Origin of the sequence: Mesorhizobium sophorae (assembly GCF_002270415.1) — a bacterium.
In the GTDB taxonomy this organism is placed as follows: domain Bacteria; phylum Pseudomonadota; class Alphaproteobacteria; order Rhizobiales; family Rhizobiaceae; genus Mesorhizobium; species Mesorhizobium sophorae.
In genome coordinates this window covers 97575-120196 of record NZ_NNRI01000004.1, presented here as the reverse complement: position 1 = coordinate 120196, position 22622 = coordinate 97575, and the positions used below count along the sequence as shown (strand labels likewise).

The following is a 22622-nucleotide window of genomic DNA, read 5'->3' as shown; positions in this document are numbered from 1 at the left end:
CCATCCATCTGGCAAGCTGGATTCTGCGACCGCCTATCGGAACATAGTGGATACTTCCGTTGACCAGCCGGCAGCGCGCAGCTCATATGGAACGGCACCGGGCGGAACCGTCCGCCTCGCCCCGCCGATGCTGCAGGGCCTGCTCACTCTTGCGGATGAATATACGCTATCGATATCGGAGCTATGCGGCGGTGAGCACAGCAAGAACTCCCGGCACTATGCCGGCTGTGCCGCGGACATCGTTTCGGTCAACGGGCAGGCGGTCAGCGGAAAGAACCGCTATGTCGCCGCGCTTCGAAAGCGCTGCCGTGAACTCGGAGCCACTGAAATACTTGGTCCCGGAGATTCCGGACATTCATACCACGTACACGCGGGCTGGCCGAGGCCTTAGCGGCGACCAAGCTCCTCTCCGCCTCGCTGCGAGCCGATCTACAAAGCTGGTCATCGCAGGTGTCGACTATCCACGCTCTCAGCGATCAAGAAGATGTGTCAAGTCAACATCTTGCGCCATATTTAAGGTGTATTGAATGCTTCCCTTGCAATCTTTCGTTTTCCGCCCTAATGTGAAGAAAAAGGGGACTTGACCCTCTGCCGTTTGTTATTTGGCCGACGGGTCGTACGTAAAAATCCGACTAGAATCGCCTACGATCTGTACAAGATGGCTGCGCGCTTCGTTCATGCGGCTTTCTGAATCGTTTCTGCGTGATACACTTTTGAATGGTGAGCGCGACGAACATGCGGCATGGTCATTTTTGCTTTCTCGGTATCGGATTTGTTCTGTCTTTTGGCCTCTCCGGCTGTGTCGGCGCGCAAAATGTGCAACGCGCGGAGGTCAAAGTATTTGAATCCCCCGCCATCGACCCAAGGAGTTACGCAGGAAACGTCGAGTATGCGAAACGGTTGGCCGATGAGTATATGGCGCTGTCGGATCAAGCATCTTCGGCGCAGGATGCTGCTGCGCTGGGCCTCATCGCAAGCGCAGGCGTTGCCGCTGGCGGGTTGCTGTATGGCGGGAGCACGGACTTGATCAAAGGCGCTGGTCTTGCCGCTGGGTCGTTGGGCGCGACAACAACGTATTTCAAGCCTGGGGAGGCGAGCACTGACTTATTGGACGCAGCCGAGCAGCTCCTTTGTATTAGCAAGGTCAGCTATCCTCCGCCTGACGATCCGGTGGCAGGCAGTGAAATCATAAGACAGGGTGTTATGACCGTTCGCTTGAACCTAAGAAAGAAGCTCAGCCACACCCTGCCGGACTATAAGCAGCTCGTCGAGACGCTGAAGACATCGATTTCAGCACAGTCAGCAGCCAAACACGCTTACGCGGCCAACGTCGTAACCGTTGAAGATCTTCGGGTTGAAATCAACAAATGCGTGCTCTGAGGAGCATGGCGACTGCTTAGGCTCTGCCATGGGAGGCATCGGTGGCGCTAAAGGGTAACGGTCAGCTTCTCGTAAAGGTGCGCAACCAGCCGTTTTCTGGGGGCGGCTGCCGGGAGTGTGTGACTGGGATGAGCTTATCACCGAGATCGACGATGCTGCGGGTGGCAGCTCTGTTGTGCCTGCTCGCTCCTTTCGAGCTGGCTTCTCTTTTGCCGAGCCGGGCGGAAGAGCCCACTGACTACAGCGGCGAGGTGCCAGTTAACCTGCGCGGGCCTTTCATCTTTGAGCCTGATGTCGTCGTCACGCTGGACTGCAATCAGCACAGTGCGAGTGACGGACCCCTGAATTTTCGGACCCTGATCGAGGCGAAGGCGAGGAAGTACGAGGAGTTGGGTCAGAAGAACCCATTCTTGCTTGGGATCGCCGAGCCAATACAGCGCACTCTGTCCAACGACCTTAACGAGCTGACGACGCGGGCCGATGCCAAGGACTTTCAACTCCATACCGAATTTCTGACCGACCCGGGGTCGAGGATCGAACTGGTCGGGGTCATCAACCGCATGGATCGCCAGTTCATTACGGATGCATCGCTGACTCCTGCACAGCGAAGCTGCGGCGAGATATCCGTCATCTACCGTTTCTCCTACGATCTGGCGAACGGCCGGAAATCCAGGCTTCCGGTCACGATGAACATCGTGTTTCCCGCCTTGCCCGGCGACACGCATGGAGGAGCGGTCACTTGCCAAAGCGTTGCACAGCGGTGGGTGGACGAACTTGCGCGGCCCGTCGGCCGGACACCCGCGAAAAAAGTACAAGATCTTCTGGATGCCCAGAACGGTCCCCTGGCCACTATCAGGGGCGAGGACATGCTCCGCATAGAAATCAATGCCCAAGTGTATCGGAAGCCAGCGGGTGTGGTCAGGGATTTCGGATCCGAGGCGGAATATCTTATCCGGGTATTCCATTGGGAAGCGAAGGCTCAGGAGTTTCAGCCGATCGGACTGACGAACCAGATCGACCGTGACAGCCTCCTGTGCGGCACGGGCGACGGTGGCTCGGCCTGCAACAGGAAGAAGGCCTTACGTGCAGAACTCGTCGCCTATCTCCAGACACCGGCGGCGGTGGCAGACGTAGATGCCGGCACACTCGAGCTTCCAGAAAAGTACCTTTCCAAACGCGCCGTTTCCGTTTCGCCCGGCGGCGTCCATCGGGCGCGAAACCAGCCTTTCTGGAAGGCAGGAAACGGCGAGGGAAAGAGCCGGAAGTCGGATCAGGAAATCATCTCAGATGACGAGCTGTGGGCAGCTCTGAAGCGCTTTGACGAAACGGGCCAGAGGCTCAGTTTCATAAAATCGCCCGACGACTTTCGTACCCGTCTAAACGACAGCACATGCACGGGATGCCACCAGACTCGGGCCATTGCCGGTTTCCATTTTCCTGGCGCTGACCGTCAAGGGACTCCCGCAGCGAATTCCGTCTTCCTTCCTGGTTCGCCGCTCTTCTTCGGCGATCAGCCTCGCCGGACTGAGATCGTCAGCGAAATCGCAAAGCGTCCGTCGGGCAGGTTGTCGACTTACGAGCTGGCGATCGGCTATTCGGCCCGGCCGCTGAACAAGTTGCAGAGTGAGCTGTCTGGCACGCAATTGCTGGGCGGCTGGGGAGGCGCTTGCACCATGCCGCAATTCCTCGCCTCAACACAGCGTCAGTGGACGTGCCAGGCTGGGCTGGCCTGTAAGCAGTTCTATAAATCCGAAAACGAAAGGATTGTTGGAACCTGCGTTCCCGAGAATTACTCGCAGGTCGGGGATCAGCTTCAGGTTGGCACGATAAGCTCGCCTTCGTTCGAGCTCGACAGCTACATCCGTGAATTCCCAAAGGCCTATCCCGAAGGCGCCGACAAGAACAATCTTATAGACGGGGAAGCGCTCAAGAAGATCAAGCTGCCGCCTCTGACGGGCAATTCCTACTACGGTGCGCATCAGGAATACTATGCCGGCAAGGACTGCAAGAATGGCCCCTGCAGCCTCGACGAACTGCGGGACGCGCAGACGGGCGGATTTCCAGCCGGCATGTTGCGGCTTTCAGAATGCCAAGGACTCGGCCCGACAAGCACTTGCGGCTTGATCGCCTCGACCGGGTTCAATAGCTGTTTGGACCGGATCACCCAACCGGGCAGCAGCTACACCCAGAACATCTGCTTCCTGAACTTTACCTCCTTTGCCGGGATGCGCGCCTGCGATGCAGCGGATCCATGCCGGGACGATTACATCTGCGTCAGCCCCGTAGCCACCAGTCCTGAAGATTTCAAGGCGTATTACGACACTCGCTCGAATGCTCTGACGAAGAAGCCATACTTCAACGACATCGTGGGAAAACCCTATTCGGCGGCAGGCTATTACGGCCAGCGCTTCCCCGACAGGGATTGGCTCGACAGGCAGGATCACCGAGGTCTCTGCATCCCGCCTTACTTTGTCTTCCAGTTCCGCTCGGACAAACACCCAAAACCGTAGCGGCTGGCTCATGGAGGCCGGCGACAAACATTCAGAACCTGACAGTAGGCGAAGATGGAGCGGGGAACAGTCTGTGATGAGCCCTAAGGGAGGAACCGGATGAATATCGGAGCGCTGGCCTTTGGAACTTCGCGATGGGAGCTGACCGGCACCTCGTCGGGCAACTTCCCGTCAGGACTCGATGACGCGATCGCGGCCACCCTGGCGACCGGAGGCTCATATGCCTATGTCGGCCCGCAGTTTGCTGGCGGAGTTATCCAGGTCATCAAGATCGATGGACAGCCTCCTGCCGCTGTGCCGCCCGCCGTCAATTTCCAACCATCGGCAGGGCTGGCTGTGGCGGCACTTTGCGTGCGGGGGACCGATGGGATCAGGCTCTTCCTGCCATCTCAGCCGGGTGTTCTGGCAGGCAAATGGGTGGATGTTCCCCGAACTTCAGAATTTCAGGCCATGGCGGCATCCGATCGCGACCAGCAGCGGAAAACTTGGATCAGCGCCCTCAGCAAGGTGCCGCGCCAGAAATGGCCGCCCGGCATCGACCTCTCAAGGAATGCTCTAGCTGCTGTCTCGGGGCCTGCGTTGCGCATGCTGCTTGCCTACCTGGCATCGTACGCCTGCCCGGTAACAGGGGTAAACCAGCCCGGGCAGAAGTATCGCGGTGGCCAGACACATGGTCTCACGCTCCCCCTCCTGCGCTATCCGGTATCGGAGCCCGACTGCTACATCCATGTCATCGCGGGCCAGGAAGGTCTGCTCGAATCTATAAACGCGTATGATCTCGGAGCTGGCATCAGCCTTGGCTCGATCCAGTTCAACGTCAATCGCGCTGCGATCTTCAAGTTTCTCGACGGCTTCGAGCAAGCCGATCCAGACCTGTTTGCAAGCTGCTTTGCAGGCTTGGGCTGGGTACCCAAGAAAGTGACGGTCGGGAGCAGCACGTTCTTTGCCTTGGACGCGATTGACGGCTCCGGGCAATCGGTCGAATTGATCGGCCGGGATCCAGACAATTCCCGCAACTGCGGTTATTTCCAATCGGCTTTCCCCGGCAAGGATAACTTCGACCAGATCGATTCCGATTTTCGAAAGAAACTCGCGGGCCTATTTCGGGACGCGGTCCTCTGGCCGCATGTTCAGGAGCAGGTCATGAGCGTCTCGGCGCAATGGCTGCAGCCGGGCCTCGGAAGCATCGAAGCCACTGGCATTCCTCCCGTCGATCCGATGAGGCCGGATCGGGACACATTCATTCTCAAGTCCCTGCTGCTATCGGCCTACGTCCGGTATTCGGCGTGCCTTGCCCCGCTTCTCCGTGCGCTGAAGCCCTATGGCTCGCCCGCTGCCAAACTGGCAGCCCTCGACGGGGTCCTCTTGGCGGCTGACACCTGGTCGAGCTGCGATCAGAGCAGACGTTCCAAGCTTGCAGCAAGGCTTGACGCGCAAAAGCCCGATGCCGTCGCCGCGTGGGAGGTCCTGAACAGGCTGGCCGGGCCCAGTCATGGCGCACCCCCGGTGCAGGTTGCTGCCGCCATCCTGGCAGTTCAAACCGACGCCGACGACCACAGCTGCGAACATGACCATGCGCTTGGATCCGCCCACCGCCTGTTTTGGCACATGCAATCCGCGGCAGCCGTCGACTACCCGGGCAGTGTGCGTGAACGGTTCACGGCTCTGCTGGAAAAGGAGGCCAAGCGGGCGGTCGACAGAAAACCAGCACGGTCCGACTCAATCGGGGTCAATCGAGGCATGGCCGTTCGCCCCGGCGACATCGTCGTCAAGATCACGAAATCGGGTCGATACAAGTTCGCACTAGTCGATGCGGTTCATGACGGCGAATTGCACGTTTCTGGCATCGAAGGCGGCCACAAGAAGTGGCAGTGGAAGGGCCGTCACGGCCGCGATCACGGACTGCGCGCTCTGATGCCCGGCAAGACGGCCTTGAAGGAGATGGCAGCGCTGGAGGGCGAACTGGTCTACGCCGATCCGACAGTTGCGATCCTTCCCTTCTCAAGCGACGAGCGGCGAGCCGTCGTAGCGCCTCTTTTGACGCTGAACGACAATGACGCAGCGCTTCTATGGAACCAGCAGAAACATCCGAGCGCATCGGGCATCAGCCTCGCCCGCCTATCGTCCGCGCTGGGGCCTTACGTTGACTTCTCTGCCGTAAAGGCTGCGCTCGAGGCTGCCAACGGCGCTGCATCGGCGACTGACGAGAGGGTGCTCGTCGAGGCCATCCACCAGTTTCAGAGCAAGGTGTACGCCGACCCAGGGCAATGCGACGGGCACTGCGGCGAGTCAACCCTCGACAATTTGGGACTATACCTTGGCCGCCCAGGCTTGAATCAGGTCGACATCGCCAATCCGACTGCACAAATCCATCTCAATAGCATCGACAAGAAGCTTGCCGGCTTGGCCGACAATCCTGCGCCTCCAGCGACCTTGAACGCGGCGAACTGGTTCCGGCACATGACGGCACCGACCTTCCTGGGGCAAACGTTCAGGAATGGCATTCAGGCCGTCCTGGTGCGCCGCTTGAGAGCAGCGGAGCGGCACTTGCTTGCGTTGCCGGCTTACAGCGGCATGAACCCGGTGAAGCTCGGCTTGGCGCTGGGTATCGCAGAGTTCCATCGGGGAGCCAGACCGACGGCCACCACGCACAGTATGCACACCTTCGGGTTGGCGACAGACATAAACTACACGGGAAATCCTTGGCTCGAGGGGAGCCAGATAGTGGACGTGCTGAAACGGGCACGATTGCTTATGTCCGGGCAGGTTCTGGAAGGCGGCACCACCGCGGCCGGGTTGTTGCACGCCAAGCTGGCCAACAGGCCAACCGCCGAAATCTACGACACTCTCTGGGGCCTCGACCGCGACTTCCGCGGCTACCTCGCCGCGCGTAACGACGCGGCCGAGCTTAACCAGCTGCTCGACCAGCATCGCCAAGACGGCACGCCGGGGATTTTCAACCCTGGTGAAACGAACGCTCACGCCGCGGACCGATGGCGCAACGCCATCGCCGCCGACCTCACCAGCTTGAATGGAAACGATGGCTTTGTGGACCGCGATCCATGCAACGGCTTCCTAAACCTGGCGAAGGATCTGGTGGTCGCCTTGCGCGACTTTGGCTGCCTGGCGTGGGGAGCCTCGGATTTTGGCCCGGGCGCAAGCGGAGATATCATGCATTTCGATTGCCGCAACACGGGGCTTGGCAGGATCATCAACGTAGGCTTCGTCCCACCTGAACGAAGATGCGCTTGAACACGACTTTCATTGGGAGGACTTATTAAATGTCAGTATCTGCTTCATCGGCAATCAAAAGGTCATCTGCGATCGCGCTGATCGGATCGGCACTGACGATCCCATTCAGCGGGCTGGCAGTCAGTGCCGACCTTGTTGCGAGCACGACAAACGAGCTTCAGCAACGGTTCGCCGCCAGCACGCGTTACGTGATCGGCAGCGAAACCTCCGAGAGCCCCCATCCCAATTGTTCCGAAGTCAAAGCTGGCGATCCGCTGCTGCAGAATGAACTCGTAAAACCTTATAGCCGTCTTGTCGGACACGGATCCGCCAGCATTCTCGACTGCAACTACGAAATTCCGAGGTCAACCCGTCGCGGGTGGGTGATCGTGGTGGCGGCGAGCCCCCGCAATCTGGCGGAACGAATTGTCGGCGCCTGCAACGAGGTTGCTGTCGGCAAAGCCGAAGCGTGCGTGAACAAGCTAATGAACACGGCCGATTTCACAGTTCCTGCTGGCTCCAACAGTTTCATATTTCCAATCACGGGCTTCGTGCGGGAACCGTGCAAGGGCGGGGAGAATCTGATCGGCTTTCGCCACGGGGTAACGATCCAGTACGCGAACGGGCCCACGGGCAAAAGCAAACTGCCCTACTGCCTCACAGGCGATAAAAAACCGGAATGGCAGAGGGAGGTGGGGCTCTCTTTTGGCACCTTCGCAGTGTTCAGGGTGGGGCGCCTGGCAGCGATTACGCGGGCTGAGGCGGCCGTCGACGGCGATTTTCCAGAGCCAGGAGAAGGGACGCTCGAGGGACTGCAAGCCGATCCGTTTCAAGCCTACGTGCGCGACAACGAGATAAAAGCGGTCGAAACGGGCTATGATCGAATGATGGTCGTCAAGGCGGCGCTCAAGATGGATGTCCCTGTGCCAGCGAAGCGATAGCAATCGGGGCACCGTCGCCGCCGAATGCTTCGAGCCGTTGCCTAGCTATCGGCCTGCACCAGAGTCTCGAAAAGCAATCGAGCTACTGCTGCCGCCGAGACCGCCGCAATGAGGTGCCAATCGTCGCTCTTATAGTCGTCACAATAGTCCACGATGCCACGAACTACGCCAACTTCGCAGGAGCGAGACCACGCCGCGTCGCGTATGCCGGCACCCTCCATTTCGACGGCCATTACTGAATGTTGGTCGCGTAGCTGGTCGCGAAATGCCGGATCTTTCAGAAGGGTGTCGCCGGCTCCGATTCTGCCGTAATGCACGATGGATGGCGACAGCGTGCGCCTTGGATCCGGCGGATGCTGGATTTCAACACCGTCAATCCCATGGAGAACATCGGGTGGCAGGGCACCTGGATCGATACCGAAGTGCCTCAATGCCTGATCCCTGGGAGCAATCCAACCGATATCAAACCCTGTACGCTCTGACCGTAACGCCGCGGCGGCTTGGGAGATGGTATATGATAGGCGCTGCGGGGAATCCCTGAATTGAGCGACACCCCCCGGTCGGCGCCTAATGTGATCATATTCCAAGACCGAACTGCCCAAGACAACGTCCCCGAGGCGGACGTGCTCGGCAGGCTTAGACGGGTTCGGGCACCCGCCCGCAATGCCGACCATGAGCACGATGGCCGGGGACAGGGACCTTAAGAGGTCGGTGCCGGTCACGCCTGCCCGTACGTTTCCCATCTCCGACAGGACGGCAACGACGACCTTCTTTGCCGTGCCTTGGATTTCAATATCGATCATCTTGTACATGTGAGGATCGCCGCTGACGCGAAACGGACGTCCTGTGCCGAAGACGGCTTCAACGGCCTCTCTTTCTTTCGGCAGAGCCGTCAATATTGCCAAGTCAACGCGCATGGGATCTGGCGAACGGCCGCCCGAACTATGTGCGTATCCGCCCGTCTGCGACATCGCGAATGCCTCCTGGAATGCGGGCTCGAAACACAGGCTCTCCAACTGCTGGACCGGACAGCCTCGAATCCTTTCAAGGATTCCCGATACCCGGCATACCTTCACCAGGCTCCCGTAGTCTATGTCGTCTTCCTCGCAACCGGACGGGACCACGTCACCACCCAAGGCGCTCATGTTCTGGAACACGGATGCCCCGAAATCCTTGGCATAGCTTGCGAAGTATTCGCGATTGACGATCCGGTGCAGACGGTTCTGGGTCGAGATATTGCGTGGATCGACGGGAAGCCGTTCGAGAACATGCGGAACGATGAACGCTTCCTGCCCCAGCCGCTCCGGAACGTCGATCCAGGCGCGCTCGAATTCCTTGTCGGTCATAGCCTCCGGCCGCTTCCGGCGGAAATCCTGTAGAACCCCCTCTGAGCGGATTTGCTCTCGCCATCCCGTGGCGATATCTTTGGTGGCGCTTCTTGTACGCTGTTCCCAGCCGACCAACTGTTCCGGGGACGCGGAGTAGATCGCGTGCTGTGGCGAGCCCGGTCGGTACTGCTCGATCTTTTCAAAACTGAATTCCGCGAGCGAACTGCCGCTTCCGACAAATCTGAAAACGTCGCCGATGTCAGACTCCAGAAAACGTCTCAGAACTTTGGGAGCGACTTCAGTCTCATAGAAGGATGCGGCCGGGACCAGGATGCGGGATCCCAGCATTACGGCGAAGCGCACCGCAAGGTCCATTTCGGCAGCAGCCCGCTTCCCTCGGGCGAATTCGCCTCGCTCCTCAAGGAAGTGCAGATCGAAGAAATGAAGGAAGATGGCCCGACTATGCGTAGAGCCCGGCCTTAGGACCAAGGAAGCTTGAGCTGGCTTCGATCCTGTCGACATAGATGGCGATACTGCTCTACAAGTGGCCCCAAGTCGCCCGCTAGATCGGTCACCCCCCAAGCGGACAGTTCGTCTGCATACATATTTGGAGTGCCGTTTAGCACATAAATTCGCTTCCTGTCGGCGAAAGCCACAGCTATTTCAGCGAATGTATTAGGCCCGATATAGCTTCTCATTCCATGCTTGTCGAAGTTTATGACGAGGATTCCAATGGTCCTTGGGTCTCTCACCTTCGCAATATGCGCCCGCGAAACGGCTCGCTTGAATTGATTGTAGCTGGATTGACTGCCAAGTTCCGCCGCGACATCAATATCTTCGGGAATTACCGCGCGGACTCCGTCTTCCGCGAGCAAGCGCGCAACGCGATCCATCTCGGTAGCGAAAGCCATGCTCCCGCAGATTACAAGCCTACGGTCGAAGCTCTTCCTTGTTTCGGGCGAGCTGTTCCCAGCCAGCGAGGCGACGTTCTCCATCAAACAGTTCTCCAGTGCCTGTCTCGAAAAGCCAGGCCAGCGGCTCGCGGTTCGTCACAAAGCGTAGCACGAACTCCTCCGGCATCACCACATGGCCTGACTCGATGTGAACAGGGATGTCGTCCGGATATTCAGAGAAATAGAGAGGCTGCCTCCGCTGTATGACGCGCCCGATCTCGTAGCAGGTGGTCCTGCCTACGTACCCATTTTCGCCAGTGACGACGTAAACCGCGTCGGCTGAATAAATTCGCTCAAGGGTCGCGGTCTGTATCTCAGCATCTGTCCTGTGCGCCAGGTCGGTTGTAAATCTAACGAACTGGTCACCGGATGCGATGTCTGCCCCCGAGGGAGAAGTCACCTCCAAACCTGCTGCTTCGAATATCCGCAGCGCGCTCTGCACTCTCCCGTAATTATGTCGTCGAAAACTACCGATTAGCGCAACCTTCGACAGCGGCATATTCTATCCCCGTGCCCAATTTCCACATGTCAACATCCCGTTGATCCGAAAGGAGAACATTGTCAATGTGATACGTGGACCGAAGGTAAAGGGCGCTGAGGCCGCCTTTGAAAAGCCTGCTGCAGGTACCGTTTTCGGTTGCCCTTTTGAAGCCGCAAGTCGATTAGCGCGCGCTGAAATTTGTAGGTCGCTCAATCGCGCTGTATTTACCTATTAATTCGGGTATGAACCCATTCTTTAGATCGGGCATCATACCCGAATTGGAGTCGGCATGCGTCTGATCAAGAGCCGCGATGTCCCTGCCATGACTGGCCTCACGGCCGACCAACTACGGGAGTGGACGGTCCGCAGAGATCTCGTAAGACCGGATATCCCGGCGCAAAAACGCGGTAGCCAGGCGCAGTTTTCCTAGAAGAGCCTGCTTGTCCTACGCCTCGCCTCTGTCCTTAGAACTCGGTTTCATGTCGAACTCGAAGCCCACCGGGAATTGCTGCAGGATCTCCGCGGGACCCTCGACCGGGTATCCTTTCATGCCCTCTGGGGCGGGAGCCTGGTCGTCTATGGCGATTCCTACGGCCGAGTTAGTGACACCCAGACAGGCCACGACAAGGGAAGGCGCGGACGCAATTGTGCTACGGCTCGACCCTCACTTGGCGGTGCTGTCGCAGGGGCTTGGTTTGCCTGAGCCGATTGCCCAGCTTACTCTCTTCCCTGTCCTTGGGCTCAAGATGCCCTCTGACTTGAACCGAGCCGAACTTCACGGACTCGAAGGCAAGCGAACCAAAACCTCCGCTTGGAGGAACGATGATCATGAACACTCTTAACGTGCTCCAAACTGAGTTGGGAAACCTAGGCTACAGCGCCGAGGTGATGATCCGCGACTATACGTTCGCCGATGTCCTTTCCCCGCGCGGAGAGGCGCGACAGGTGGCGCTTGCCGTCTTTACCCAGGTGCCAGAATCCTATCGTGGGTTGTCTCAGACGAGGGAAGTCTGCACGAGCACCGCGCACTGGGCACGCCCATAGCCGATGCGGAGGGCTCCGCAGAGCGACGGGGTGCGCAGAGCCGACATTACATCGATCTGCCATCTCGCGAATTGCCTACTTGCCATGTACATGATTGATAACCGCTTTTCCGGTTATTGGCGACGCGCACCGGAGTCATCCTCCAGCAACTGCGTCCCCACATTCGCGACACGATTCGGCAGTCCGGGATTGTGCATGCCACTGATCGACGTCAGCCTTTCCTGGAGGCGGCCATTGGGTGAGATCCCACTGCGCAAATCGGAAAACGCGGTGTCAAAACGGGAAGGCAACATGGGAACTACGAGACAGCGACGACGGCTAGGAACGAGAAGAGAAAGCCGTTGCGTCGGCTGCGAGACCCGAAGTCCAGATCAAGCGGCACAAACTGAGCGACCGCACAGCAAAGGATCGACGACTTGTTCCACCCCGTCGACGAGGGCGAGCTCGTGGAACCGCTCCGCTCGGACCCGAGACCGACGAGATTGGCAGGTATGCCGTGCGGCATATGCGCGCGAGCCAATCAGTCACGTCCCCACTCATAAGAATGCCTATTGACGTCGAAGTCAGTGTTCACTATTCGTTCCGAGCATGAAAACCGCCGCGCACCTCATACGCTGACCGTTCCGAGCCCGCACTCTGCGGGCATATCCGAACGAGTCCGCAGGTGCAGTAGTGAAAAGCCTTACATACCAGCCGAACGAAGCCCTCGAAGCCGCGCTCTGTCGCGCGCAATCGAATGCCTTCTTGCCGCGGGGAACCGTCCGATGCCAGGGACCGCCCGCCTTTCGGACACAGCTCGCGCGCGACCTTGGTTGTCTCCTCGACGTTGACGACGAAGTCGACGCCTGGTCGTGCCTTCCGGCAGCCCTCAGTTCGAAAGGAGATGCGCACATTCCAGACTTCCTTATCAAGCGCGGCCGCCGGCACACGCTTGTCGACGCCGGGCCGGGGCCGGGACATCCCTGGCTCTGCAGCGCGGCTCGGGAGCGCGGTAGCGACTACCAAGCATGGCCAAAGTCTGCCATTCGCGACGGGGTCCGCCTCTCCAACGCCAAGGATTTGCTGAGATACGCTCGACGGGAATGCCCCTTGGGTGACCGGATTCGGTTGCTTGGCGCGTTGGATGAGGCCGGCTCGCTGTCCGTGGGGGAATGCCTACCCGCCTTCCGCGAAACCCGCCCGATGGCGGGGCTGGCGTCCTTGGTCCTGCAGCGCTTCGTCGAGGTCGAGCTCGACCAGGCCAGAATAGGTCCGGAAACGGCCGTTCGCCGCCGCCGGGACTGATGCATTGGGTGGCGACGCCAACCCTCCACACCACATTTCAAACTGGAATCTAGCTATGAAGAAAATGTCACCGCGCCTACGTGGCAAGCTCTTTTCGAAGCCGGCGCGCTTCATCGCATACTGCGGTTTAATGCGCGTTTTGCGAACTCAGCGCACCTTCCTCAAGGGCGGTCCCTGCGTCTTCGTCCTTATCGTGCCCCATGAGAACAGTGTCGAATTCTACGAGGACGCCTGCAGATTTCCTGCCTTCGGGGAGAGCCTTGGCGGAGGATTCAGCGCAAACCACGAACGTACCGACATCGTGGCCTTGAAACCGACGCGCGGCAAACGGGCGGCGCCATACGATCTCCTCGATGCGTCCGCCACGAAGGACCGACTGTTGGTGGTGACAACGTCGCGTGATCTTCTGTTAGAGGGCTTTGACAGGTTCGCTGATGCGGTTCTGGACATCAAGCCGCCGGACCCTCGCCATGTGCTTGCGGCCGCAACGGTTTGTCACGGCATGCAAATGAGCACGGAGCAGGCGGAAGCGATCGCCGCTGCGCCGCTCAAGGCCATCGCTGCGGTGTGGCGAACAGGTCGCCCATTCGACCGGGTCCTCAAGATGCTCGATGCCGCAACAAGGCCGGAAGCGGTCGGGCCCGTCATGGATGCCGCGCAGCCGTACCTAGCCGATCTCCCCGGGCTGGGCGAGGCAGCCGAATGGGGCAGGGAACTCGCGACCGACTTGTTGGATTGGAAAGCTGGCCGTATCCGATGGGCGGATGTTGACAAGGGTGTCCTGCTTTCGGGGCCGCCAGGATGCGGGAAGACCATGTTCGCTAAGGCGTTGGCTCGGACCTGCGGCGTCCACCTGGTTGTCGGATCCCTGGCCCAGTGGCAAGCGCGAGGCCATCTCGGCGATCTGTTGAAGGCGATGAGAGGGGCGTTCGACGAGGCCAAGAAGAATGCTCCTTCGGTCCTCTTCATCGATGAGATTGATTCCGTGGGAGACCGAACCCGGTTCCGCGGCGACAATGCCGCTTATAGCCGGGAAGTTGTGAATGGCCTGTTGGAATGCATGGACGGCGCGACGGGCAGGGAAGGTGTGGTTGTCGTCGGGGCGACGAACTTCCCGGACATGATCGACATGGCGGTCAGACGGCCAGGCCGTCTGGACAGGCATATCGAGATTCCGTTGCCGGACGCCGAGGCGCGGAAGGAGATCCTTCGTTTCCATCTCGGAGGGAAACTTGAGGATAGCGATCGGGCGCTGGTGGCCGATCGGACGGAAGGCTGGACCGGAGCCCGCCTCGAACAACTGGTCCGTGACGCGCGCCGTCGCGCGAGGCGCGCCAGGCGGGAGATCAGTCGCGACGATCTCCAGTCACAGCTCCCTGGGCTTGTTGCCGTGCCCGAAGCCGTGTTGCGACGCGCCGCAATTCATGAAGCAGGTCACGTGGTCGTCGGGCTTGAGCTGGACACCGGAGACCTGGTCTACGTGGAAATCAAGGATACCTTCGATCCGTCCAGAGGCGAGCGGCAAAGGGGTGGCGGGGCGAGGTTCGATCGACCCTTGCTGGCTGAAAGGACCAGACAGCAGTTCCTCGACCTGATCGCGATCGCACTCGCCGGACTGGCCGCGGAGCAGGTCGTGCTCGGACAAAGATCTGGCGGCGGAGGGGGAGGGACGGGGTGCGACCTTCATAAAGCCACTCTGCTGGCGCTGCAGTTCGAGGCTTCATACGGGTTGGGAAGCGGGCTGACGTACCTTTCGGGAACAACCGATCAGGAACTGCTCGTCACGTTGCACATGGACCAGGATCTCAGGAAGCGGGTGGAAGGAGTCCTGACCGCTGAGTTCGCTCGTGCCAAGAGCCTGCTCGAGGCCAAGCCGACGGAGCTGGCCAGAATCGCGGACAGTCTTTTTGCGAAAAGAAGATTGCTGGCCGATGAAGTGCGCGCGCTTGCAGGAATGGACGCTCCGACTGTGCAAGGCATTGCGAGCCCAAGCGCGTTGGATTGCCTTATGATTGGTTTCGGAATCGGGAAAACATTTCCCGACATTCGGCTGCATCCTTAAACGAATATGTCCTAAGTCACGGCAGTTGGCACGTGGGCCGGGCATCAGTTTTGGTGCGCCGTAGTTTCAACAAGGATAAATGTGGAGATTTATTGATGGACGGTTCGAAGGCATTGGACGAAGCCACGCAGGAGCTTAAGCAGGTTACCCAGCCAGGAGACGCCGCCGCAACCACCCCGACGCAGCGGAATGGCCGCCAGTCCGGCCCGGCGAAAACCGATGAGCAGTCAATCGACTACGACAGCCTCGGGATCCCAAAAGCTGCGGTGCCCGCGTTCGAAGAGGCCCGGGAGATGTTCGCGTCTCTCGGCCGGAAGAGGACCGACGAGGTCTTCGCCTGCGGAGAGATGCTCGCGAAGGTGCGTGGCAAGGCGCCCAGCCAGGAGTCGTTCGAACGCTGGTCCAAGCAGGCATGCCGGCTAACCCGGCGAGGGGCCGGCAACTATATCGCGGTTCACAACAATCTGCGTGCCCATCGGAAGATTCTGGTCGGTTGCGGCATGCCTGCCGCCGCCATGTACGCGCTGGCGACTGCAGAGGACGAAGCCATCGCTTCCGTGGTTGCCGATCTGAAGGCGGGCAAACGGCCAACCGTTCGCGAGATCAAGGCCTTGGTTTCCGGCGAAACCCATGGCGCGCAGCCGTGTCCTGCCGACATCGCAGGGGCCGACGGCCTGAAAGCCTTGGCTCGCGCGAAAGTCCAAAATGGAGTGCCGGTCCTTATCGAACGGCTTCGCGGCATGCTCAGCCATATCGAGGAGGCTCGCGTGCCCCATTTCGAGGGCAAGAAGGTTGCCAAGGGAGCTCTGGTCGAGAAGCTGGAGCATCCGGCGCGCCGCGCCCGGGCTGAACTGCAGAGCCTGGCAGTCTTCGTCGAGCCGAACGCAGAAGCTAGCAGCAACTGGATAGTGCATCCGGCGCATTTTCCGCATGGAAGCCAGTGGGAGGCGGTTTCCCAAGTTCTCTTCAAGCTTGGCGGACGCGAGGATTGGCCCGACGCGAGCGACCTCGGCGGATGGCTTGTCAGGGACGTTGTTCCAGCTATCGAATTCGCCGTTGGAGCAAGGCTCTCAAAGGATGGCTCTACAAGGTAAAAATGGAGCCCCGCCCGATGACGTGTGCGAGCAACAGCGACCAAACGATGCGTGGCTTGCAATGTCCTGATTCGAATTTCGGACGACTATCCTCGCAACCGCGCCATGATCGCGGCCCCACATGGATGGGCTGTCGCCGGCCTATGACATCGTTCCGGACCGCAGGTGGCGCTACCTGTGCTAGTATGCGGATCGGGGACGAAGGTCGGCTGGTGCCTTCTTTGGCTTGAGCCCCATCCATGAGGTTCGGCGCATGCCCGTCTCCGGTGCCTCGCAGCGGTCGGAGAGCTCGAAACCGCAGTAGAACTATGTCTCAGGCTCCTACGCTGGCGAAGGCGCCAGATGGCCCCTTCGCCAGCGCGAGTCAGCGGGAAAAGGTCAGCCCGCTCGCCGCAACGCCTGACGCCACGCCCGAACCGCAAGCAGCAGGCCGGTTTCGTCGTTGAGTTCTTCCTGGAAAAGTCGAATTAAGATGCTATGGGGCTGGCGGCGAAGGTGGCACTTTCGGCGCTTCCAACCAACCCGATGGAGAGCCCCATGCCGCAATCAAACGATCTGAGCCGGTCCGTCGCCACCCTGAATCAGGATAGCACACTCGTTGTCGTCATCGAGATGAGTCAATCGAGTTGGCTTGTCGCGGGAATGCTGCCGGGCGTCGAACGACACCACCTGAAGAAGCTGGCGCCCGATGAGGATGGGTTGCTGCGGCTCCTGCATCGCTGGCGCGAGGAAGCGGCCCAGGCGGAGCGCGAGATCGAACGCATCGTTGTCGCCTTCGAGGCGGGGCGTGACGGTTTTTGGCTGGCGCGCTGGCTCAGGTCGCGCGGCATCGAAGCCTATGTCATGCATCCATCGAGCGTCGCCGTGTCACGTGAGCACCGGCGTGCGAAGACTGATCGCCTCGACACGGAGTTGCTGATGCGCGCCTTCCTCGGCTGGCTGCGCGGAGAAAAGCGCCACTGCAGCATGGCGGCTATTCCGACCATCGAAGAGGAAGACGCCAAGCGGCCGAACCGCGAGCGGGAAAAGCTGGTCTGCGATCGCACGCGCATCGTCAACCGCATGAAGGCGGCGCTCGCGCGCCTGGGAATTCGTGGGTTCAATCCGACGTTGCGCAAGGCGGAGGAGAAGCTTGCTGCGTTGCGCACGGCGGAAGGCTCCCCTCTCCCTGAAAATACCCAGGCTGAGTTTCGCCGCGACATGGCCCGGCTGCGTCTGGTGCGCGAACAGATCAAGGCCATCGAGCAGGAACGCCTGCGCAAGCTGGAGACGGCCTCGGCCGTCGAGAAGGGACCTCACGCGATGGTTCGCCTGATCTCGAGCGTCATCGGCGTCGGCGTCGAAACCGCGGATATGCTCGTCAACGAGATTCTGTCACGCCGTCTCCGGGATCGAAAGGCGGTCGCCCGCTATGCCGGCCTCACCGGCTCTCCGGATGAGAGCGGCGCGCGACGGCGCGAGAGAGGCCTCGCAAGAGCCGGCAATGCCCGGGTACGGCGCGGGATGATCCAACTGGCCTGGCGCTTTCTCCGGTTCCAGAAGGATAGCGCTTTGGCGCAGTGGTTTCGGAAGCGCACCGAGGATGGTCGGGGCGGCACGCGCAAGACCATGATCGTGGCCGTCGCGCGGCGCCTGCTCATCGCGCTCTGGCGCATGGCCACCATGGGCGAGATCCCGCAGGGCGTCGCAGTGCGGTCCGCTGGATAACGAAGAAGAGGATCAAGCTATCGGGGCCTGACGCGCCAACAGCGCCAGACTCCCAACGATCCGAGGCGGTGGCGAACCGGCACTGCACATGGGCTTTGCACCGTAATTAAGAATGGTCCCGCCGCCCCGGAGCCTTGCTCGCGATGCGCATTACTGCATCATGGCTGGGTCAAAGCACCCGCCGCATACAAGTACGCGAGAGCATTGTCTCGCCACGCGCAGGCTCCCTCGGTATCGACGTCCGCGATCGATAAGCCAGCGGCGGCTGCTTCTGTCGTGAATGGAGCAGCTGCCCTAAACGCAAACGAGGCCAATGAATGGACGCAAAAAAGACCGTTGACAAAAACATCCCCAACCAAATCAGATCATCAGCGTCATTCAGCACCACTCCGAGCCGAATTCCGCATCAATTCCCTCTCGGCGCCATCTATACGCGGTTCTCAACCGCCATCGACAGGCTGGGTCCAGGTTGAGGCGATCAATCATCTGGCCTCCCGCGGGCGCACGCTGAGGCACGGCAGCGTCAGGCGCAGCACCTCAGGTGCTGGCTCGGTGCCTCTAAAGACCTTACGCCGGCTCTCGCCGATCCTGTCATAAGGTTTCGTTTCATTGGCACTTCCCAGGTTTCTTCCATGGGATTGAAAAGCCCGGGTAATTCAAAATGAGCATGGATTCTAAGGAAATCATGGACGTCGATGGAGACGACGGGGATCCCATACACAATCGCGGTCGCCGCGATCGCAAGGTCCTGGCTTGGTCCTCGCCGATGATTCTGGGGTGAGGGCACCCACAAATGCCTCAGCTCCGGGACCGTGGTCATCGATGCGTACATCCGTGCAACTGAGGCATCCATAACGAGGAAGATCATATCGGTTTCTAGCACTTCGTTCAGCCAGCGTGAGAGGTCGTGGGCGCGGCTTGGGTTTCTCGACCGCAGAGATTCAATGCCCCGTTGCAGCTCGAAAACGGCGCCAAACGGGATTGCAAGCCGATGTCGCGACATCGCCCAGTCTGCCCAGGTAAGGACATGTCGGTTCGGTCTCTTTTTTGTGAACTCGCTCAGCACATTTGTGTCGAGAAGAAACATTCCGGTGGGCTCCTTTGCGGCTAGGATTGCTTTATGATGCGCGAGGCCTAAATCAGAACCACCGGCGAATAGTAAACGCGGTCAACTGGAGCGTGCATTGGCGAGCGGCGGGGCAAGTGGCGGTCGTACTGAACTCGGTATCTGGACCGTCAAAGAGGCGAGGACCAGGTTCAATGATTTGTTGGCAGCGGCGGCCGAACGAGGGCCGCAAGAGATTCATGACCGCCGACGACAGTTCGTGCTCCAAATGTCCAAGCTTGGGCCGAGGAAGTCCGGTCGGGATGTCTTGTTAAAGGGCGGACCGTTGGGTGATGAGACGCTTGATCTCGACTAATTGACGGCGAGCATCGCATGCTATCAGATTGGCATTAGGTAGCGCGGCCTGCCAAATTACTCATGCGGTCCGGTCTCCGAGCGTTGCTTGCCGAGAAGGGATTTCTTTCTGGACCGCTTCTAGATAGTTCGGCACGTTTTCGAACATCAGCGTGGTGGCGCCGTTGGCCAGCGGTCCGTAGACGATGTAGCTGTGGCCGGTGACCCAGCCGACATCGGTGGTGCACCAATAGATGTCGCCGTCATGGTAGTCGAAGACATATTGGTGGGTCATCGAGGCGTAGACGAGATAGCCGGCGGTGGTGTGCAGCACGCCTTTCGGCTTGCCGGTCGAGCCCGAGGTGTAGAGGAGGAACAGCGGGTCCTCGGCCTTCATCTTCTCCGGCTTGCAGTCGCCTTTCACCGAAGCGATTTCGTCGTGGTACGTCGCGGCCCGGAGCCCAGCCGACCTTGCCGCCGGTGCGTCGCACGACGACGACCTTGTTGACCATCACGAAGTTCTTGGCGGCGATGTCGATGGCCTTGTCGGTGTTGTCCTTCAGCGGGATCGGCTTGCCGCCGCGCAGGCCCTCATCGGCGGTGATGACGAAGGTCGATTCGCAGTCGACAATGCGGCCGGCCAGAGCGTCGGGCGAAAAGCCGCCGAAGACGATCGAGTGGATGGCGCCGATGCGCGTGCAGGCGAGCATCGCATAGGCGGCTTCGGGGATCATCGGCATATAGATGGTGACGCGGTCGCCCTTCTTGACGCCGTGTTTCTTCATCACATTGGCCAGCCGGCAGACGTGGTCGTAAAGCTCGTTGTAGGTGACCTTCTTGTCGTCGTAGGGGTTGTCGCCTTCCCAGATGATGGCAGTCTGGTTGCCGCGCTTCTTCAGGTGGCGGTCGATGCAATTGTAGGAGACGTTGGTCAGCCCGTCCTCGAACCATTTGATCGAGACCTTGCCGTCGAAGGAGGTGTTCTTGACCTTGCTGAAGGGCTTGAACCAGTCGATGCGCTTGCCATGCCCCAGAACTTGTCCGGATTCTTCACGCTGTCGGCGTACCATTTCAGGTAGGTGTCATTGTCGATCAGCGCGTTCTTCTTCCACGGCGGCTGGACGCGATAGTTTCGACTTTCCAAAGCAGGTTCCTCCGCACTGCAAATGATTGAGAAGCCGCTACGCGATTAGCTCGAAACCTCTCTCTTGCGGAAAATCAGGCCAGCAGAAACGGCGCCCAGCGTTGGGGCGACAATGAACAGCCATAGCTGCGAAATAGCCGTGCCGCCGACAAATATGGCGGGCCCGATGCTCCTAGCCGGATTGAGTGATCCCCCGCTAACGTTGATAAAGCAGGATATCAACACAAATAGGCAAAGCCCAATTGAGACACCGGCCAGTAGTTTGCTATCGGCGTTCGCGACCGACCCGATGATTACGGCCATGAAAATGAAAGTCGCGACGAATTCGCTGACAAAGGCAATAGCAACACTGTATTGCGCCCAACCGGTCTGTCCTAACCCAAGCGCGGCAGGGTCATATCCCCCCGTCCGACCCTTAAGAATGACAAGCAAAATGCCAGCACCAACCAGACCTCCGATAAGCTGACTTGCCACGTAGCCGACAACTTTTGCACCAGTGAACCGGTTCGCGGCCCATAGACCCAAAGTGATTGCGGGGTTGATATGACATCCTGAGACCGGACCAATCCCATAGATCAGAAAAGTCACGGTCAGTCCGAATGCTAACGAGATAGGCATTCCGCCCAAAGGCAACGCGGCGCCATTGCCAGCTAACGTGACTGACGCGCACCCCAACAAAACCAGGCATGCGGTGCCGAATGCTTCGGCTAGGTAAGCATTGTAGTTGTCTATCATAGTTAAACTTCCTTCAGTACCGAATTGCGAGATATGGTCACCAGAATGCTATGGGCGGCATGCTCGCCCTGTCGTCTCTTCGATTGGATGTCAGTCAGACTTGGAGATTGGGTCGCGTACCCCTCCACGGCCTTGCGCGTTCATAGGCCTTGGCTGCTTGCAGCACGCTGGTGTCCTCATAGGTACGACCCGCAATGTTGCACGGATCGGACTTTGGGGCGATATAACCCTACCTGCGGCACGGTTCATGCAACGCGCTTGAATTCAGGACGGCCGAGTTCTGTCATCCGGTTGAGAACTCGGACTGCGATCTTGGCTTCAGTGTTCTGATTGCCGGCGTTCCTCGCTCTGAGCTTTGGTCCTATCACGGCCTTCCATCGGCCCATCTGGGTCTCGACCCGGCTGCGTTGGTTGTAGCCGGTGGATTTTTGCCAAGCCAACCGGCCCTTGGTCTGTATCTCAGCGATGTGGCGGTCGCGAACCGATGGGGGCAGACCCGATTGCGGGCTGGGCACGGCAGTCTTTGGAGGCGGAATAACGACCTCTACGATCTCGCCGAAGCGTGTCCTCAGAAGATCACGGGTAGGCCCTCCATCATAGGCGCCATCGGCCATGAACCTGTCGACGGGGCCACTGATCTGGTCCAAAAGTCCTGGTAGCGCTGCCGGATCGCCGACATCATCGGTGGTCAATTCGGAGCAAACAATCTCACAACTGACAAGATCGGGACCAAGGTGAAGCTTGCGCCATCTTTTGCGGTTTCTCTTGGCTTTGTGCTTGTTTTCCAGCCATTCGCCCTCGCCGAAGATCTTCAAGCCCGCGCTGTCGATCACCAGATGGACCGGACCTGACGTTCTGGCTAAACCCCACCAAGCCGATTTTCAAAACGGTCTCTAAGCGCTACTGCTTGGCCTGCTCAGGAGCATTCTTATCGGCAAGCCTTTTTTGCGTCGGAAGCCCGACAAGAGTGTCGGAAGCCCGACAAAAAGGGACAGGGGGCCAGGCCGCCTTTCTGGAGAACCGGTGCAGCGCAGGTGTATGCCAATTCGGCACGCATTTTGCTTCGATAATTCTGTCACCGGCGGACGGAATAGCCGATTTCCGATCGCCCGCAGGGAGCGGTTTGTGACGAAGCGCTTCTTGCGGCAGCCATGACAGGCGTATCCGCCGGATAGAGTCAGTGGAGGCAGATTGTTGCAGTGCACGACATACCACTGTCACATCAGCCCCAATGTGCTGTCGCGGGCGGTGTACCTGAATTGAGCAATTTCAACGTGATACAGGATTTCTGGACAGTCGACCTTTCCAGATAATCATTGAGCTTTTCGG

General features: G+C 59.4%; 15 protein-coding genes and 2 pseudogenes. 10 read left to right on the top strand and 7 right to left on the bottom strand.

Translation table 11 applies throughout. The features are described from left to right. The 5 genes from CGZ66_RS40305 to CGZ66_RS03745 form a co-directional block, all read left to right on the top strand. Positions 1-391: hypothetical protein (locus CGZ66_RS40305; protein ID WP_206073665.1), on the top strand; the 391-nt coding region annotated here is incomplete at its 5' end. 326 nt (positions 392-717) lie between these two features. Next, entirely contained in the window at positions 718-1380 is a 663-nt protein-coding gene (locus CGZ66_RS03760) for a hypothetical protein (RefSeq protein WP_095081702.1), read from the top strand. Positions 1381-1508: 128 nt separating this feature from the next. Next, positions 1509-3890: a hypothetical protein gene (locus tag CGZ66_RS03755; protein WP_095081700.1), complete on the top strand. Its 2382-nt coding sequence runs from the start codon at positions 1509-1511 to the stop codon at positions 3888-3890. A gap of 99 nt (positions 3891-3989) precedes the next feature. Beyond that, entirely contained in the window at positions 3990-7142 is a 3153-nt protein-coding gene (locus CGZ66_RS03750; RefSeq protein ID WP_095081687.1) for a hypothetical protein, read from the top strand. 29 nt (positions 7143-7171) lie between these two features. Continuing rightward, complete coding sequence (locus CGZ66_RS03745; protein ID WP_095081685.1) at positions 7172-8062, top strand: hypothetical protein; 891 nt, start codon at positions 7172-7174, stop codon at positions 8060-8062. A gap of 41 nt (positions 8063-8103) precedes the next feature. Here CGZ66_RS03745 and CGZ66_RS03740 read toward each other — a convergent pair whose 3' ends face one another. From CGZ66_RS03740 to CGZ66_RS03730, 3 genes are all read right to left on the bottom strand, one after another. Continuing rightward, positions 8104-9765, bottom strand: a complete 1662-nt coding sequence (locus tag CGZ66_RS03740) for a 5'-methylthioadenosine/S-adenosylhomocysteine nucleosidase family protein (protein ID WP_167391976.1) — start codon at positions 9763-9765, stop codon at positions 8104-8106. A 104-nt stretch (positions 9766-9869) separates the two neighbouring features. Beyond that, on the bottom strand, positions 9870-10301 hold the full coding sequence (locus CGZ66_RS03735; protein ID WP_095081681.1) for a hypothetical protein: 432 nt from the start codon (positions 10299-10301) through the stop codon (positions 9870-9872). A 19-nt stretch (positions 10302-10320) separates the two neighbouring features. Beyond that, positions 10321-10842: a hypothetical protein gene (locus CGZ66_RS03730; protein ID WP_143748661.1), complete on the bottom strand. Its 522-nt coding sequence runs from the start codon at positions 10840-10842 to the stop codon at positions 10321-10323. Between the two features lie 804 nt (positions 10843-11646). Between CGZ66_RS03730 and CGZ66_RS03720 the strand changes: the two genes are divergently transcribed. The 5 genes from CGZ66_RS03720 (at position 11647) to CGZ66_RS03700 (ending at position 18015) form a co-directional block, all read left to right on the top strand. Next, positions 11647-11868 carry a hypothetical protein gene (locus CGZ66_RS03720; protein WP_143748660.1) on the top strand — a complete coding sequence of 74 codons (222 nt, stop codon included), beginning with the start codon at positions 11647-11649 and terminating at the stop codon, positions 11866-11868. A 1089-nt stretch (positions 11869-12957) separates the two neighbouring features. Further along, entirely contained in the window at positions 12958-13152 is a 195-nt protein-coding gene (locus CGZ66_RS40625; RefSeq protein WP_245330996.1) for a hypothetical protein, read from the top strand. Between the two features lie 55 nt (positions 13153-13207). Beyond that, on the top strand, positions 13208-15214 hold the full coding sequence (locus CGZ66_RS03710; RefSeq protein ID WP_095081673.1) for an AAA family ATPase: 2007 nt from the start codon (positions 13208-13210) through the stop codon (positions 15212-15214). Between the two features lie 95 nt (positions 15215-15309). After that, positions 15310-16308: a hypothetical protein gene (locus CGZ66_RS03705; protein WP_095081671.1), complete on the top strand. Its 999-nt coding sequence runs from the start codon at positions 15310-15312 to the stop codon at positions 16306-16308. A 537-nt stretch (positions 16309-16845) separates the two neighbouring features. Beyond that, entirely contained in the window at positions 16846-18015 is a 1170-nt protein-coding gene (locus tag CGZ66_RS03700) for an IS110 family RNA-guided transposase (RefSeq protein ID WP_095081722.1), read from the top strand. 523 nt (positions 18016-18538) lie between these two features. Here CGZ66_RS03700 and CGZ66_RS03695 read toward each other — a convergent pair. The 4 genes and pseudogenes from CGZ66_RS03695 to CGZ66_RS03680 form a co-directional block, all read right to left on the bottom strand. Beyond that, on the bottom strand, positions 18539-19102 hold the full coding sequence (locus CGZ66_RS03695) for a PIN domain-containing protein (RefSeq protein WP_095081669.1): 564 nt from the start codon (positions 19100-19102) through the stop codon (positions 18539-18541). Positions 19103-19559: 457 nt separating this feature from the next. Then, a pseudogene (locus CGZ66_RS03690) lies at positions 19560-20558 on the bottom strand (AMP-binding protein); the annotation flags it as partial. A 45-nt stretch (positions 20559-20603) separates the two neighbouring features. Continuing rightward, positions 20604-21293 (bottom strand): aquaporin, encoded by a 690-nt coding sequence (locus tag CGZ66_RS03685; RefSeq protein WP_095081667.1) that lies wholly within the window; start codon positions 21291-21293, stop codon positions 20604-20606. A 245-nt stretch (positions 21294-21538) separates the two neighbouring features. Beyond that, positions 21539-22141: pseudogene (locus CGZ66_RS03680) on the bottom strand (IS5 family transposase); the annotation flags it as partial. Positions 22142-22622: the final 481 nt, after the last annotated feature.

Bases quoted from the DNA above. Each gene is read 5' to 3' on its own strand.
- CGZ66_RS03740 (WP_167391976.1), bottom strand. From the start codon at position 9,765: ATGGACCTTGCGGTGCGCTTCGCCGTAATGCTGGGATCCCGCATCCTG.
- CGZ66_RS03695 (WP_095081669.1), bottom strand. From the start codon at position 19,102: ATGTTTCTTCTCGACACAAATGTGCTGAGCGAGTTCACAAAAAAGAGA.
- CGZ66_RS03705 (WP_095081671.1), top strand. From the start codon at position 15,310: ATGGACGGTTCGAAGGCATTGGACGAAGCCACGCAGGAGCTTAAGCAG.
- CGZ66_RS03710 (WP_095081673.1), top strand. From the start codon at position 13,208: ATGAAGAAAATGTCACCGCGCCTACGTGGCAAGCTCTTTTCGAAGCCG.
- CGZ66_RS03745 (WP_095081685.1), top strand. From the start codon at position 7,172: ATGTCAGTATCTGCTTCATCGGCAATCAAAAGGTCATCTGCGATCGCG.
- CGZ66_RS03735 (WP_095081681.1), bottom strand. From the start codon at position 10,301: ATGGCTTTCGCTACCGAGATGGATCGCGTTGCGCGCTTGCTCGCGGAA.
- CGZ66_RS03760 (WP_095081702.1), top strand. From the start codon at position 718: ATGGTGAGCGCGACGAACATGCGGCATGGTCATTTTTGCTTTCTCGGT.
- CGZ66_RS03720 (WP_143748660.1), top strand. From the start codon at position 11,647: ATGATCATGAACACTCTTAACGTGCTCCAAACTGAGTTGGGAAACCTA.
- CGZ66_RS03685 (WP_095081667.1), bottom strand. From the start codon at position 21,293: ATGATAGACAACTACAATGCTTACCTAGCCGAAGCATTCGGCACCGCA.
- CGZ66_RS03750 (WP_095081687.1), top strand. From the start codon at position 3,990: ATGAATATCGGAGCGCTGGCCTTTGGAACTTCGCGATGGGAGCTGACC.
- CGZ66_RS03700 (WP_095081722.1), top strand. From the start codon at position 16,846: ATGCCGCAATCAAACGATCTGAGCCGGTCCGTCGCCACCCTGAATCAG.
- CGZ66_RS03755 (WP_095081700.1), top strand. From the start codon at position 1,509: ATGAGCTTATCACCGAGATCGACGATGCTGCGGGTGGCAGCTCTGTTG.
- CGZ66_RS03730 (WP_143748661.1), bottom strand. From the start codon at position 10,842: ATGCCGCTGTCGAAGGTTGCGCTAATCGGTAGTTTTCGACGACATAAT.